Annotated in this window: 9 protein-coding genes and 1 riboswitch; of the genes, 6 read left to right on the top strand and 3 right to left on the bottom strand. The window is 49.7% G+C overall.

Annotation, left to right across the window (positions count from 1 at the left end; genetic code table 11):
* Positions 1 to 6: 6 nt before the first annotated feature.
* Positions 7 to 1,578: a maltose ABC transporter permease MalF gene (gene malF, locus K9N75_RS01615; protein WP_130995686.1), complete on the top strand. Its 1,572-nt coding sequence runs from the start codon at positions 7 to 9 to the stop codon at positions 1,576 to 1,578.
* Between the two features lie 16 nt (positions 1,579 to 1,594).
* Positions 1,595 to 2,485, top strand: coding sequence for a maltose ABC transporter permease MalG (gene malG, locus K9N75_RS01610; RefSeq protein WP_004095298.1), 891 nt, complete (start codon positions 1,595 to 1,597; stop codon positions 2,483 to 2,485).
* A gap of 246 nt (positions 2,486 to 2,731) precedes the next feature.
* On the opposite strand, the gene psiE is transcribed toward malG, so the two are convergent.
* On the bottom strand, positions 2,732 to 3,139 hold the full coding sequence (gene psiE / locus K9N75_RS01605; protein WP_008814718.1) for a phosphate-starvation-inducible protein PsiE: 408 nt from the start codon (positions 3,137 to 3,139) through the stop codon (positions 2,732 to 2,734).
* Positions 3,140 to 3,379: 240 nt separating this feature from the next.
* Here psiE and K9N75_RS01600 point away from each other — a divergent pair, with 240 nt between their 5' ends.
* Entirely contained in the window at positions 3,380 to 4,627 is a 1,248-nt protein-coding gene (locus K9N75_RS01600; RefSeq protein ID WP_039184471.1) for a dicarboxylate/amino acid:cation symporter, read from the top strand.
* Positions 4,628 to 4,754: 127 nt separating this feature from the next.
* Here K9N75_RS01600 and pgi read toward each other — a convergent pair whose 3' ends face one another.
* Positions 4,755 to 6,404, bottom strand: coding sequence for a glucose-6-phosphate isomerase (gene pgi, locus K9N75_RS01595; protein WP_039184474.1), 1,650 nt, complete (start codon positions 6,402 to 6,404; stop codon positions 4,755 to 4,757).
* 333 nt (positions 6,405 to 6,737) lie between these two features.
* Between pgi and K9N75_RS01590 the strand changes: the two genes are divergently transcribed.
* The 3 genes from K9N75_RS01590 to panS all read left to right on the top strand — a co-directional run bounded on the left by K9N75_RS01590 (position 6,738) and on the right by panS (position 11,509).
* On the top strand, positions 6,738 to 8,540 hold the full coding sequence (locus tag K9N75_RS01590) for a cation:proton antiporter (RefSeq protein WP_096081201.1): 1,803 nt from the start codon (positions 6,738 to 6,740) through the stop codon (positions 8,538 to 8,540).
* A gap of 215 nt (positions 8,541 to 8,755) precedes the next feature.
* A riboswitch (Lysine riboswitch) is annotated at positions 8,756 to 8,973 on the top strand.
* A 117-nt stretch (positions 8,974 to 9,090) separates the two neighbouring features.
* Entirely contained in the window at positions 9,091 to 10,440 is a 1,350-nt protein-coding gene (gene lysC / locus K9N75_RS01585; protein ID WP_004095279.1) for a lysine-sensitive aspartokinase 3, read from the top strand.
* A gap of 118 nt (positions 10,441 to 10,558) precedes the next feature.
* Positions 10,559 to 11,509, top strand: a complete 951-nt coding sequence (gene panS / locus K9N75_RS01580; RefSeq protein WP_130954666.1) for a ketopantoate/pantoate/pantothenate transporter PanS — start codon at positions 10,559 to 10,561, stop codon at positions 11,507 to 11,509.
* 309 nt (positions 11,510 to 11,818) lie between these two features.
* Here the strand turns inward: panS and metH are convergent, their stop codons facing one another.
* Positions 11,819 to 15,502, bottom strand: coding sequence for a methionine synthase (metH, locus tag K9N75_RS01575; RefSeq protein WP_224452147.1), 3,684 nt, complete (start codon positions 15,500 to 15,502; stop codon positions 11,819 to 11,821).
* Positions 15,503 to 15,733 lie beyond the last annotated feature (231 nt).

The raw sequence follows: 15,733 nt of genomic DNA, 5'->3' as shown, positions 1-15,733 counted from the left end.
TGTTTTATGTCGTTATCCCATACAGAATATCCAATCGCGAAGCCGGATAAATGGTGGCAGAGTGACATATTGAAATGGATAGTTATCGCCGCAATGTGTCTATTTACAGGCTACCTCACCATCGTGATGTATGCACAAGGTGAATACCTTTTCGCCATGCTGACGCTGGTTTTACTGGGGTCAGGTTTATACATTTTTGCCAACCGTAAAGCCTATGCGTGGCGCTACGTCTATCCCGGTCTGGCAGGAATGGGGCTATTCGTTCTGTTTCCTCTGATCTGCACCATCGCTATTGCTTTTACCAACTACAGCAGCACCAACCAACTGACATTCGAACGTGCGCAATCTGTACTGATGCAGAGACAATTTACCACGGGGAAAACCTACGGTTTTGGTCTCTATCCAGAAGGGAATCAGTGGCGCTTACAGCTCGCCGATAGCGAAAACGGCCAATTTTATATCTCAGAACCTTTTAGCTTCAGCGCCCAAGAACAGCGGCTGACCATGAAGCCAGAAAGCACAGAGCCTGCCGGAGAACGAGCCACTCTACGCGTTATTACTCAGAACCGTCAGGCGCTGAATAATATTGTGGCAGTCCTCCCGCAAAACGGTGAATTACGCATGAGTTCTCTGCGTCAGTTCGCTGGCACAAGCCCACTCTACTCACTTGAAAAAGATGGCGAAACACTAAAAAACAATCAGACTGGCACGCTCTATCGCCCTAACACCGACATTGGTTTCTATCAGGCGGTGAATGCCCAAGGACAATGGGAGAATGAGCAGCTCAGCCCCGGTTTTACCGTCTCGATAGGCTGGAAAAACTTCATGCGAGTGGTGCAGGATGAAGGTATCCGTCAGCCCTTCGTCAGCATATTTATTTGGACCATCATCTTCTCGGTGCTCACCGTCGTTTTCACCGTCGCCGTCGGCATGGTATTGGCTTGTGTCGTTCAGTGGGAAGCGTTGAAAGGTAAAGCTATTTATCGCGTGATGCTGATTCTGCCCTACGCCGTTCCCTCATTTATTTCAATATTGATCTTTAAGGGGTTGTTCAACCAAAGCTTTGGTGAGATCAACATGCTGCTGAGTCATCTGTTTGGCATCAAACCCGCTTGGTTCAGCGATCCGTTGACGGCCAAAAGTATGATTTTGATCGTCAACACCTGGCTCGGATACCCCTATATGATGATTCTATGCATGGGCTTGCTGAAGGCGATTCCTGACGATTTATATGAGGCTTCGGCAATGGATGGCGCGGGGCCGATGCAAAACTTCTTCCGCATCACATTACCGCTGCTGATTAAGCCGTTAACACCGCTGATGATCGCCAGTTTTGCTTTCAACTTTAACAACTTCGTTCTGATTCAGCTGTTAACCAACGGCGGGCCTGACATGCTGGGTACTTCAACGCCTGCGGGCTACACCGACCTGTTGGTCAGCTACACCTACCGCATTGCGTTTGAAGGCGGTGGCGGACAAGACTTTGGTCTGGCGGCCGCGATTGCCACTCTGATTTTCCTGTTGGTTGGCGCGTTGGCGATTCTCAATCTGAAAGCCAGCAAAATGAATTTCGATTAAGGAGAGGGACCACGATATGGCAATGGTTCAACCAAAATCCCAGCGTTTACGACTGCTGTTTACTCATCTGATGATGCTGGCATTTATCTGCATGATCATGTTCCCACTGCTGATGGTGATTGCAATTTCGTTGCGCTCCGGCAACTTTGCCACTGGTAGCCTAATCCCAGAGAAGATTTCGTGGGAACACTGGCAATTAGCGTTAGGTATGACCGTCACCAACGCAGACGGCAGCGTCACGCCACCACCTTTCCCCGTTCTGCTTTGGCTATGGAACTCAATCAAAATCGCCGTTATTACCGCAGTGGGTATTGTTACGCTTTCCACTACCTGTGCTTACGCTTTTGCCCGTATGAAATTTAAAGGTAAGAGTTCACTGCTCAAGGGCATGCTGATTTTTCAGATGTTCCCTGCGGTTCTTTCTTTAGTCGCGCTATATGCCTTATTCGACCGTATTGGCCAATATGTTCCGTTCCTCGGATTAAATACCCACGGCGGCGTCATTTTTGCCTATATGGGGGGGATTGCTCTGCATGTTTGGACCATTAAGGGCTATTTTGAAACTATCGATAACTCGCTAGAAGAAGCCGCTGCACTGGATGGCGCTACGCCGTGGCAGGCGTTTCGCTTGGTTCTGTTGCCGCTTTCGGTACCAATTTTGGCTGTGGTATTCATTCTGTCATTTATTGCCGCGATTACCGAAGTGCCGGTTGCCTCCCTGTTGTTGCGCGATGTGAATAGCTATACGTTGGCGGTCGGTATGCAGCAGTATCTCAATCCGCAAAACTACCTGTGGGGCGACTTTGCCGCAGCGGCAGTGCTGTCGGCCATTCCGATTACGGCCGTATTCCTGCTTGCGCAGCGTTGGCTGGTAGGCGGACTGACGTCCGGTGGTGTGAAAGGGTAATGCGTGGAAAAACCTGTGTCTTTGTTATTGCCGTTTTTATCATTAGCTCGAGGTTATAGCCATATGCTATGACCTCTTTGGCGGCCATTGGCCTAATGCTGGTCACTTAAGCGTGATTTTAGGGGAAGTACACCGATGGGGTCGTAGCAGCTTTAGCTGCCGGAGCGCCCCGCGGTGTGCTAGCCCCGTGTATCTCGATCTCTTAAACGATCAGCATTACCCATTGGCCGCCTTTTCTTTTTAGCTCTACTCGCGCTTGAGTTTTTCTGTATTCGCAAGGTATAACGCAACCACCAGCACCAAAATGGCGGCAGAATAGATCAATGTATCTGCCGGACTTTTGTGGTCGACGATAATCAGACGAATAATCGCGGTAATGCCGATGTAGATAAAATAGCGCAGCGGGAAATGGTATCCCGATTGGAAATACTTCACGATCAGCGCAATAAACTCGAAGTAGAGAAAATAAATCACTATCCCTTCGATCAGTAGATAGGAAGACGCGGTTTCGCTGGCGTTAAACAGCACCGTACCCAGCGTAAATGTCTCCTTTCCAAGAAATACCACCAGAATCACGGCCAGCATCAACAGCCCCGCGTTCAGGATCCACTGTAAAATCTTGGCGATAGTGCTCGATTGTTTGCTACCTGGCATTAATGTTCCTTTTGCCGTTGAAGTCGTTTATGTGATCAAGTTAACAAAATGACTATTTTGTCGTCTATCCCCTGTGAAAAATAAATACCTAAATCCTCTAAGAGAAATCCAACCAGTTCCACATTTTGCGACATTTTTTTGTTAATCGTTTTACTATGGCTCCCGGCTAATATTCGCCAAGAAACGAATCATTGCCGTAGCTTATACCAGGGCGTTCCAACGATTGAGAAACAAAATAATATGAAAATACTGCGTCATTACGGTTTTACTATTTGCTTACTGCTAGGGATCATTCTTGGTGGCTTATCCGGCATCATTTTCGGAGAAAAAGCGGCGATCGTGCAGCCAATCGGCGATCTATTTCTTAATCTGATGTTTGTCGTCATCGTGCCGCTCGTGTTCCTCAGCATTTCATCGTCAATTGCAGAAATGAAGCAAATGGCTCGGCTCGGGAAAATCATGGGGACGGTCTTTGCCGTATTTCTTAGCACCGCGCTCATTGCCGCCGTTATCGCCTTCATTGGCACCCAAATTTATAATCCATTCCAAAACGTAGACGTCAGCACGCTGATTGCCCATTTGCCACCTGCGCCAGATTCGCACGGTAAAAGTTTGGGAGAAATCATCGTGAATACGTTCACAGTGCCTGACTTCCTGCAGTTGTTTACTAAATCCAGCCTTCTGCCGTTGATTGTTTTCTCGGTGCTGCTTGGTTTGGCGACCTCAATGTCAGGTGAAAAAGGCCAGCCAGTGGCTGATTTTCTTACCGCAGGTACGACCGTTATTCTGCGCATGGTCAAGATTATCATGTACGCCGCACCTGTCGGTTTAGGCTGTTACTTTGCCGCCACCGTAGGTCACTTAGGTCCACAAATTATCAATGGCTACCTGAACGCGTTTCTGTTGTATCTGATGCTAACGGTTATCTACTTCTTCGGCGCAAATACGCTGTATGCCTTCGTGGCCGGCGGAAAACTTGGCGTCAAAGTTTTCTGGTCAAACGTTTTGACTCCAGCGATTACCGCCGTGGCAACGTCATCAAGCGCAGCCTGTATTCCAGCCAATCTGGTCGCAACGAAGAAAATGGGAGTACCCGATGATATCGCTGAAACCGTGATCCCTTTGGGCGCTAACACCCATAAAGATGGCTCGGTCATTGGTGGCATCATCAAAATTGTGTTTCTGTTTACGCTGTTCCATAAGGATATGAGCGATCCCATGAACATCGCAGCCATTATCAGCGTGGCATTCTTAGTCGGTGCGGTCATGGGCGCAATCCCCAGCGGGGGTATGACGGGCGAGCTGATGATTTGCTCAGTCTTTGGCTTCTCACCAGAACTGGTCGGTACCATCATGATTATCAGCACAATCATCGACGTTCCAGCCACGCTGCTGAACTCCACTGGTAATACCGTGTGCGCCATGATGGTCACTCGGTTTGTGGAAGGAAAGGATTGGCTAAAACGCAGGGTATGTATTCAGGGTTAAGTCCACAATAAATCTGTGGATTTCTATATAGTATCGTACTTCCGGTTTGAGAGAAGAACCAAATCAAACAAAAATGCCACCCCAAGGGATGGCATTTTTTATACTTGAATTTACCCCATTAACTCGCTTATGCGCGCCACTTTTTGAAACGGTTAATCAGCGCATTGGTTGAGCTATCGTGGCTTTTCACGTCTTCACTACCGTTCAATTCAGGCAGGATACGGTTAGCCAGTTGTTTGCCCAGCTCAACGCCCCACTGGTCGAACGTGAAGATATTCAGGATTGCACCTTGGGTGAAGATTTTGTGTTCGTATAGCGCAATCAACAGACCCAAACTATATGGTGTGATTTCACGCAGCAGAATGGAGTTGGTCGGGCGGTTACCTTCAAACACTTTAAACGGCACGATGTGCGCCACTTCAGCCGCCGTTTTACCTGCTTTAGCAAACTCCTCTTCCACTTCTTCACGCGATTTACCGAAAGCCAAAGCTTCGGTCTGAGCAAAGAAGTTAGATAACAGCTTGCTGTGGTGGTCTCCCAACGCATTGTGGCTAATCGCTGGAGCGATGAAGTCGCAAGGAACCAGTTTAGTCCCCTGATGGATTAGCTGGTAGAAGGCATGCTGACCATTAGTCCCCGGTTCGCCCCAGATAATTGGACCTGTTTGATAGGTGACTGGATTGCCGTTACGGTCAACGTATTTACCGTTGGACTCCATATTCCCCTGCTGGAAATAGGCTGGGAAACGATGCATATACTGGTCATATGGCAGAATGGCTTCAGTTTCAGCACCGAAGAAATTGTTGTACCAAATACCGATCAGCGCCAACTGCACCGGCAGGTTTTGTTCAATCGGTGTATTAGCAAAATGCTGATCCATCGCATGTGCGCCGCTCAGCAGCTGTTCAAAGTTATCGAAACCAATGCTCAGCGCAATAGACAGCCCGATAGCGGACCATAGGGAATAACGACCGCCGACCCAATCCCAGAATTCAAACATGTTGGCAGTATCAATACCAAACTCGCTAACCGCTTTGCCATTGGTAGACAGCGCCGCGAAATGTTTAGCTACGTGGGCTTCATCACCAGCAGACTTCAGGAACCAGTCACGTGCGCTGTGAGCGTTAGTCATGGTTTCTTGTGTGGTAAAGGTTTTTGAAGCCACGAGGAACAGCGTGGTTTCTGGATTTAACGTTTTTAGCGTTTCGGCAATATGAGTACCATCGACGTTGGAAACAAAATGCATGTTCAGATGGTTTTTGTAGGGTTTCAGCGCTTCGGTCACCATGTATGGGCCTAAGTCAGAGCCACCGATACCAATGTTCACTACGTCAGTAATCGTTTTGCCGGTGTACCCTTTCCACTCTCCACCGATCACACGCTCGCAGAACTGCTTCATCTTCGCCAACACCGCATTCACTTCAGGCATCACATCTTTGCCATCGACGATAATTGGCGTATTGCTGCGGTTACGCAGAGCGATGTGCAGCACGGCGCGATCTTCAGTACGGTTAATCTTTTCGCCCGCAAACATGGAGGCTATCGCCCCCTGCAAATCCGTTTCTTTCGCTAAAGCCTGCAGCTTTTCGAGGGTCTCTGTGGTAATGCGGTTTTTAGAAAAATCGACCAGCATTTGGTCATCAAAGGTAGCAGAGAACTTAGAGAAGCGGTCGGCATCTTGAGCGAACAGATCGCGCATCTGCACAGATTTCATTTGCTCGAAATGCTGCTGCAGAGCATGCCAGGCAGCGGTTTGACTAGGATTGATATTTTTCATAGCGACGCCTTTATGCTTGAGAATAAAAGAGAGTTTGTTCTTCAGACATGTGTTCTTGTGAAAATCGAGACAAGCAAGCTACCGAACTCGGCGGTTCCATGAAAACCGGAATGACGACGGGCAGGTACTGAGTCATCTTTTCCCAACGATTTATCAAATTGTATCCTTTTCCCCTCCGGTTGCGATCACTTTTGTTGCGATAGTTGAAAACTGTTAATCCCTTTTCACACCTGATACTGACTCCATTCAGCCAAATCCTCACATTGCGCCATAATGTTGCTAAACTGTCATGATAACCATCTGTTTTTGTTAATCGTTTCTAAGGTTCATATCATGGAGCTATCAACACCATTAATGCTGGTCATTATTGGCATCAGTTCACTTGCGGCCCAGTGGCTCGCTTGGCGATTGCGCATTCCGGCTATTTTACCTCTGCTACTGATCGGTATTACGTTAGGCCCAGTGACACATGTCATTGCCCCCGACGCCCTGTTTGGCGAACTGTTGTTCCCTCTGGTTTCACTCTCGGTTGCCATTATTCTGTTTGAAGGCTCACTCACCCTGCGTTTTGAAGAAATTCGTGGGCTAGGTGGCGTCGTTCGTAATCTCGTTAGTATCGGTATGCTCGTGACCTTTGCCATCATTTCAGTTTCTTGCTGGTGGCTGTTGGGTTTTTCCGCCGAACTTTCGGCACTGGTCGGTGCCGTCACCGTCGTGACTGGGCCAACGGTTATCGCACCATTGATGCGAGTAGTTCGTCCTAAAGCAAGTATAAACCGTGTACTTCGATGGGAAGGGATTGTGATCGATCCCGTCGGTGCAATTTTTACGGTACTCGTCTTTGAATTCATTGTGTTACGCCAAAATTCGGAGGCTTGGACGCATCTATTCGTGACCTTTGGCAAAACCGTCGTACTTGGCCTGTTAATCGGTGCGCTATTTGGCTATGTACTTGGCATTGCCTTACGGAAAGTGTGGATCCCACGCTATCTGCAAAATCTCGCCGTACTGGCCGTGATGCTCAGCGCATTTGGATTCTCTAACGCCGTTGCAGAAGAATCCGGCCTGCTTGCGGTTACCGTCATGGGAATATGGCTGGCTAACATGCGAGATGTTGATATCAGCGATATTTTGGCGTTCAAGGAAGAGTTATCGGCTATCTTAATTTCCGCGCTGTTTATCATTCTGGCTGCACGCCTAGATATTGGTGCATTGTGGGCGATGGGATGGCCGCTGGTTATCGTTTTGCTTATCGTGCAGTTTGTTGCGCGTCCATTATGTATTGCCGTCTCCACCGTCGGTTCCTCGCTACGATGGCAAGAGAAAGCGCTGCTTTCATGGATTGCGCCTCGCGGTATCGTTGCAGCAGCCGTCAGCTCATTATTTGCCCTCACGCTACAACGAATGAACTACCCCGAAGCGGATAAACTGGTTACCGTTGTCTTTGCCGTAATCATTGGCACCGTGGTGCTGCAAAGTTTAACCAGCGCCCGACTCGCTCGTTGGCTTGGCGTTCAGCAGCAAAAGCCGCGTGGAGTGCTCATTATTGGCGCCAACACCGTTGCGCGAGCCGTAGCTCAGGCACTGATGAAGCTAAAAATTCCCGTCATGGTGACGGACAGCAGTTGGGAATATTATCGTCAAGCGCGCATGGACGGAATTCCTGCTTATTATGGTCATGCCTATTCGGAACATGCTGAAAACTATCTCGATCTTAGCGATACGGCTCAGGTACTGGCGCTCTCACCCAATCGGCATCAGAACGCGCTTGCGGTTTATCACTTTGGCCATATCTTCGGCGAGCGAAAAGTCTTTTCCATCCGTTCCAGCGCCCAGCTAAAAGGCCGTTCTAACGGTGAAAGCAGCCGTTTCCGTCGCCATGAAATTCTGTTTAATCATGAGGCCACTTACTCACGCCTGAGTACATTGTTAAGCAAAGGTGCCGTAATTAAGGCCACCAAGCTCAACGAAAACTTTGGTTGGGTTGAGTATCTGGAAAAACATCAAGGCGTCATCCCACTATTTGCGCAAAAAGAGGATGGCTCACTTCAGCCCGTGAATGAAAACAGCGTGCCTGCCATGCCCTGTACGTTAGTTGCGCTGGTTCAAGGGGAATACGTAACCCCCTCAAACTAACATTTTATTAGCATGGCTTATCAACTCTCCGGTAGGCCATGCGCACTGCTAATAACAGAGTCATTCGCTATTAAATTATATTATTCAAGAAGATATAACTTAACATTCGCCGTTGTAACTTATTCCCTTTCAAATTGAAAATAGCTCATGTTAATGACGTTGACATAACTTCAATAAGTCGCTATTTCTAAAAACCTACTTGTACATCACGTGTACAAGCCAGAAGAGGCGCGTTGCTCAGGTAACGTATCGAAGGAGCCGGTTTCCACATCCCTAATGTTTAGGGAGAAACGATACGCAAGGGGATGTGACGCCGAGACGCAGCAGCCCACCGGAGAAACTGCTACGTCGGCTACAAGGGCTGAATCCCTTGGGCTGTCACCTCGATTCTCTGTATTCCGGGGGATCGGCAAGGTGGGGCGCTTCTGGGTGTATCGTAGCTTTAATCCCTACGTCTGCTCCCGTATACCGCTCTCTCCTTGTGCCAAGGTAATGGAATTTCTAGCCCGATTAACTGAATTAACGCGGGCTTCCCTGACACGAGGCTTATATGAAAAATACCATCGTCGCAAAATTTGGCGGCACCAGCGTGGCTAACGCTGACGCGATGCAAAACAGCGCCAATATCGTTCTTTCCAACCCGAATGTGCGCGTGGTGGTGTTATCTGCCTCTGCGGGTGTCACCAATTTACTGGTTGAACTGGCTGACGGCTGCGATCAAGAGAAGCGTCATTACGTTATCGATGAAATTCGCCGTATCCAATACAGCATTCTTGATTCACTCCATCAGCCAAGCGTACTGCGCGAAGAAATCGATCGTATGCTGGAAAATATCGCCATGCTGTCAGAAGCCGCAGCTCTGGCGACGTCTCCGGCCTTAACAGATGAATTAGTCAGCCACGGCGAGCTGATGTCGACCTTGCTGTTCGTGGAGCTACTGCGCCAGCGCGACGTCAATGTCGAATGGTTTGATGTGCGTAAAATTATGCGCACCAACGATCGTTTTGGTCGCGCCGAGCCAGACACGCACGCGCTCTACGAATTAGCGCAGCAACAGCTAGTGCCGCGTATTCAAGATGCCATTGTCATTACTCAAGGCTTTATTGGCAGCGAAAGTAAAGGCCGTACCACCACGCTTGGGCGAGGTGGCAGCGACTATACCGCGGCATTGCTAGGCGAAGCGTTGAATGCTGCGCGTGTTGATATCTGGACAGACGTTCCCGGCATTTATACCACCGATCCACGCATCGTATCGGCAGCGCGCCGTATCAGCGAAATTGGTTTCTCCGAGGCCGCTGAAATGGCCACCTTCGGTGCCAAAGTTTTACATCCCGCCACATTATTGCCTGCGGTTCGTAGCGACATCCCCGTTTTCGTCGGTTCAAGCAAGGATCCTTCGGCCGGTGGCACCTTAGTGTGCAATAAAACCGAGCAACCGCCGTTGTTCCGTGCGCTTGCTCTGCGTCGTAAACAAACGCTGATGACGTTACACAGCCTGAACATGCTGCACGCCCGTGGTTTCTTGGCCGAGGTATTTGGGATTTTGGCGCGCCACAACATCTCCGTCGATTTGATTACTACGTCTGAAGTCAGTATTGCCTTAACGTTAGACACCACCGGCTCGTGCACGAGCGGTGCCAGCTTGCTGACAACCTCTCTGCTGACTGAGCTCTCCTCCCTTTGCCGAGTAGAAGTAGAAGAAAATCTGGCGCTGGTGGCACTTATCGGTAACAAGCTCTCTTCCGCCTGTGGCGTTGGCAAAGAGGTTTTCGGGGTCATGGAACCGTTCAACATCCGTATGATTTGCTACGGTGCCAGCAGCCATAACCTCTGCTTCCTCGTTCCCGGTGAAAATGCCGAAAACGTGGTGCGTGCGCTACACACCAATCTCTTCGAGTAACCCTTCCTCTGCCGCTCCGGCCTTCCCGCCGCGCTCTGCGGCGGGGAAATCAGTACCTGTTGTTCATTCTTATAAATTTCCAATAACACACATCACAACATACTAAAAAGGCCTAATCATGCTGGCATTATTTACACGTTTATTCCCTCTGTGGGCAGTTTTGCTGTCTATCTCTGCCTATTTCACGCCAACCACATTTACGGGGATAGGGCCCTACGTTAGCTCGCTACTGATGCTCATCATGTTTACCATGGGAGTTACACTAAAAATTGATGATTTCAAACGTGTGCTATCTCGACCTGCCCCCGTTGCAGCCGGCATCTTCCTGCATTATCTGGTGATGCCGCTAGCAGCGTTTCTGCTCGCGAAAGCCTTCCATATGCCGCCAGATTTATCTGCCGGTATGGTTCTCGTCGGCAGCGTCGCCAGCGGTACGGCATCAAACGTGATGATCTACTTAGCCCGTGGAGACGTGGCGCTTTCAGTCACCATTTCGTCATTCTCAACGCTGGTAGGCGTGTTTGCGACGCCTCTGCTGACGCGTTTATACGTTGATGCCACCATTAGCGTAGATATCATGGGAATGTTAATCAGCATTCTACAAATTGTGGTCATTCCAATCGCCGCCGGTCTGGTCATTCACCATATGTTTAGCAAACTCGTCGCACGCATTGAACCTTTCCTGCCTGCGCTATCAATGGTGTGTATCTTGGCTATCATCAGCGCAGTGGTTGCAGGCAGCCAAAGCCATATCGCCTCGGTTGGCCTGATGGTGATCGTCGCAGTTATCTTGCATAACAGCATCGGGCTGCTCAGTGGATACTGGGGAGGTCGTTTGTTCGGTTTTGACGAGTCCACCTGCCGTACTCTCGCGATCGAGGTTGGAATGCAAAACTCGGGTCTAGCGGCCACGTTAGGTAAAATTTACTTCTCACCGCTTGCTGCACTGCCCGGCGCACTGTTCTCTGTATGGCACAACCTGTCTGGTTCTCTATTGGCAGGATACTGGCAGGGACGCCCTACCGGGGATGAGAAAGAGAACAAAAAAGTGGTGTCACCGGAGAGTTGAGTCTCATCTCCTGTCTGTATCGCATTTGTGTAAGATTCCGCCCGCCAGTCAATACCGAGCTTCATGTGACATTGGTTTAGGCGTACGGGCTAGAGCCACCAGCAGGGATGATGGCGGTAGGTCGAGGGCGCACAGGATGTGCGCTCTGAGACCGGTCGGCCAAACGACTCGGTAAAAAGCGCGAGAGTCGATAGGTTGCGCGCTGGCAACCTATCGTCGGGAGCCTTCGGTAAAAATTACATGTAAGCTCGGGATCGACTGGCTACCGAAACCTTACACTGCCCCCACAAAACCCAAGACGATGTTCTGTTAATCCGCATCATACCCAAGGTTCGGCGCCAACCAACGTTCAACCTCGGCGACCGGCATTCCTTTACGTTGAGCATAATCTTCCACCTGATCGCGTTGGATCTGCGCAACCGCAAAATATTTGCTTTCAGGATGGCTGAAATACCAACCGGAAACCGACGCTCCCGGCCACATCGCGTAAGATTCGGTGAGCTTCATCCCCACCGTATTTTCGGCATCCAATAGCGTCCAAATAGCCGCTTTTTCAGTATGTTCAGGGCATGCCGGATAACCAGGTGCAGGACGAATACCTTGGTAATTTTCGCGGATTAGCTCTTCATTACTGAGGTTTTCATTAGCCGCATACCCCCAATAAACCTTACGTACTTTTTCATGTAGGTATTCAGCAAAAGCCTCAGCTAAACGGTCAGAGAGCGCCTTCACCATGATTTTATTGTAATCATCATGCTGCGCTTCATAGGCATCAGCCAACGCATCCTCTTCCAGCCCACCGGTAACCGCAAATGCGCCGATATAGTCTGATTTACCACTGGATTTTGGCGCCACGAAATCCGCTAAGCAGTAGTTAGCAAAATCTGTTTTTTCAGTCTGCTGGCGTAGATGATGACCCGTGACAAGCACCTCATCACGGAATTCATTGCTGTAGATCTCTACATCATCGCCCACCCGATTCGCAGGGAAAATCCCATACACGCCACGTGGATTGAGTTTGCCGCTGCTCGCTAAATCATCCAGCATCGCATTAGCATCTGCAAAGACTCGCTTGGCTTCTTCGCCAACCACTTCATCCTCGAGAATGCGTGGATACTTTCCTGCCAGCGACCACGTCATGAAGAACGGCGTCCAGTCGATGTAATTACGTAAAGTATCAATGCTCGCGGTCACCTGATGCACACCCAAACGATGCGGAACAGGCGGTGTGTAATCTGACCAATCAAGCGAAGTCGCATTTTCACGCGCAGCCTCCAGTGAAACCGGCGGTGTGCGTGGTTTTTTGCGTCCGTGTTGAATACGAACCGTTTCATACTCTTTACGCGTACGAGCCACAAAATCAGGTTTTTGCGTTGGGGATAAAAGCGCAGCAACAACGCCTACGGTACGTGAGGCATTCGAAACATAGGTGGTTGGCCCACTGTAGTTCTGCTCGATTTTAACCGCTGTATGCGCCTTAGACGTCGTTGCTCCACCAATCAACAGCGGCAGATCGAATCCTTGGCGCTCCATTTCTTTGGCCACGTAAACCATTTCATCCAACGATGGCGTTATCAGCCCAGACAATCCAATAATATCAACGTTTTGCTCACGTGCAGTTTTCAGGATTTTATCGCAAGGCACCATAACGCCCAGATCGATGATTTCGTAGTTATTGCATTGCAGCACCACGCCGACGATGTTCTTACCAATATCGTGCACATCGCCTTTCACCGTCGCCAGCAGCACTTTTCCCGCCGATGTGCCTTTCTCTTTGCTAGCTTCAATAAACGGCTCAAGGTAGGCTACGGCCTGCTTCATCACACGGGCAGATTTCACCACCTGCGGCAAGAACATTTTTCCATCACCGAACAGATCGCCAACCACGTTCATGCCGTCCATCAGCGGCCCTTCAATGACCTCAATCGGACGTTCGGCTTCAAGACGAGCCTCTTCAGTATCCGCTTCAATAAACTCGGTAATGCCTTTAACCAGTGAATATTCCAAGCGTTTTTTTACCGGCCAGCTGCGCCACTCCGCCTGCGGTTTATTGCTATCGTCATCACTCTTGCTACCACGGTATTTTTCCGCCAGCTCCAGTAAACGCTCGGTACCATCCTCTCGGCGATTTAAGATCACATCTTCAACCGCATCACGCAGATCGGTCGGGAGATCGTCGTAGATCGCTAACTGCCCAGCGTTAACGATCCCCATATCCATACCATTACGGATCGCGTAGTACAGGAATACCGCGTGGATCGCTTCACGTACCGGATCGTTGCCACGGAAGGAGAATGAAACGTTAGACACACCGCCGGAGATGAGGGCGTGCGGCAGCTCGGCTTTGATATCTGCGCAGGCCTCGATAAAGTCCACTGCATAGTTGTTATGCTCTTCAATACCGGTCGCCACGGCGAAAATATTGGGGTCAAAAATAATGTCTTCAGGAGGGAAGCCGACTGTTTCAGTCAGCAGTTTGTAGGCACGGCGGCAAATTTCAATTTTCCGCGCGCGCGTATCCGCCTGCCCAACTTCATCAAACGCCATTACCACCATCGCCGCACCATAGCGACGAACCTTACGCGCGTGCTCGATGAATTTATCCTCGCCCTCTTTCATCGAGATCGAGTTCACAATCCCCTTGCCCTGAATGCACTTCAGACCTTTTTCGATGACTTCCCATTTGGAGGAATCAATCATTATCGGCACACGGGCAATATCAGGCTCGCCGGCGATCAGATTAAGGAAACGCACCATTGCCGCTTCGGCATCGAGCATCCCTTCATCCATATTGATATCAATGATCTGCGCACCGCTTTCTACCTGTTGTAGCGCAACTTCTAGCGCCTCAGCATATTTATCTTCTTTAATCAGACGTTTGAACTTGGCTGAGCCCGTAACGTTGGTACGCTCCCCGACGTTAACAAAGAGCGTATTGGCATCAATAGTCAGCGGTTCTAAACCCGCCAAGCGACAGGCGACGGGGATATCTGGCAGCGCGCGTGGTTTCACACCGTCAACCGCCCGACTGATTGCTGCAATGTGTGCTGGTGTCGTACCACAGCAGCCACCGACGATATTCAGAAAGCCAGCTTGAGCCCATTCGGCAATATGCTCAGCCATCTCTTTCGGCCCAAGATCGTATTCGCCAAAGGCATTCGGCAGCCCCGCATTTGGGTGTGCAGTGACAAAACATTCAGCAATGCGTGATAGCTCTGCAACGTACTGACGCAGCTCATCCGGCCCTAATGCACAGTTCAAACCAAAGGTCAGCGGCTTCACATGACGCAGAGAGTTGTAAAAAGCCTCGGTAGTTTGACCGGACAGAGTACGGCCTGATGCATCAGTGATCGTGCCGGAAATCATGACGGGCAGTTCAACGCCCATCGCTTCGAATTCAGTTTCAACAGCATAGATTGCTGCTTTGGCATTCAGCGTATCGAAGATAGTTTCGATCATGATTAGATCGACGCCACCTTCAACCAGCGCACGGGTTGATTCACGATAGGCTTCAACTAACTGGTCAAAAGAGATATTACGGAAAGCGGGATCGTTAACGTCTGGAGAAATTGACGCCGTGCGGTTAGTCGGGCCGAGTACACCTGCAACATAGCGCGGCTTATTCGGGGTCCGCGCCGTCCATTCGTCTGCACAGGCTCGAGCCAAACGTGCAGCTTCATAGTTGATTTCCGCGGATAGGGATTCCATATGGTAATCCGCCATCGCAATGCGCGTAGAGTTGAATGTATTGGTTTCTAGAATGTCAGCGCCGGCTTCGAGATAGTCATAATGGATCGCGCTAATAATATCCGGCTTGGTCAGAACCAGTAGGTCGTTATTGCCTTTAAGATCGCTCTGCCAATCGGCAAAACGATCGCCTCGGAAGTCCTCTTCGGTCAGCCGATAGCCTTGAATCATGGTTCCCATACCGCCATCCAGCACCAAAATCCTTTGGGATAGCTGATGACGTAATCTCTCAACGGTTGTGCTCACTGTTGCTCCTAGTCTTTCATTTACCCTGATATCACCCGTCTTTTAGTGCAGGTTTTTTATTCAAAAAAATGGCGTTTCCTCATCCTAACATAGGTTTCAGCTCTGTTGGCGGAGGCGATCTTGAGACTTTTTCAGGTGACTTTTGCGTGCCGCCTCTGACTTTGAACACGTCGGAGCAGTTAAAACTAACGATTACATCCATAATGTCGAAAACGAAAATAGATTCCATTT

This window comes from Hafnia paralvei (assembly GCF_020150375.1).
Lineage (GTDB): Bacteria > Pseudomonadota > Gammaproteobacteria > Enterobacterales > Enterobacteriaceae > Hafnia > Hafnia paralvei.
The sequence above is the reverse complement of the archived record's forward strand: the minus strand, read 5'-3'. Positions and strand labels throughout refer to the sequence as shown.

Coding starts and splice junctions, on each gene's coding strand:
- malF (WP_130995686.1), top strand. CDS start 7: ATGTCGTTATCCCATACAGAATATCCAATCGCGAAGCCGGATAAATGG.
- malG (WP_004095298.1), top strand. CDS start 1,595: ATGGCAATGGTTCAACCAAAATCCCAGCGTTTACGACTGCTGTTTACT.
- psiE (WP_008814718.1), bottom strand. CDS start 3,139: ATGCCAGGTAGCAAACAATCGAGCACTATCGCCAAGATTTTACAGTGG.
- K9N75_RS01600 (WP_039184471.1), top strand. CDS start 3,380: ATGAAAATACTGCGTCATTACGGTTTTACTATTTGCTTACTGCTAGGG.
- pgi (WP_039184474.1), bottom strand. CDS start 6,404: ATGAAAAATATCAATCCTAGTCAAACCGCTGCCTGGCATGCTCTGCAG.
- K9N75_RS01590 (WP_096081201.1), top strand. CDS start 6,738: ATGGAGCTATCAACACCATTAATGCTGGTCATTATTGGCATCAGTTCA.
- lysC (WP_004095279.1), top strand. CDS start 9,091: ATGAAAAATACCATCGTCGCAAAATTTGGCGGCACCAGCGTGGCTAAC.
- panS (WP_130954666.1), top strand. CDS start 10,559: ATGCTGGCATTATTTACACGTTTATTCCCTCTGTGGGCAGTTTTGCTG.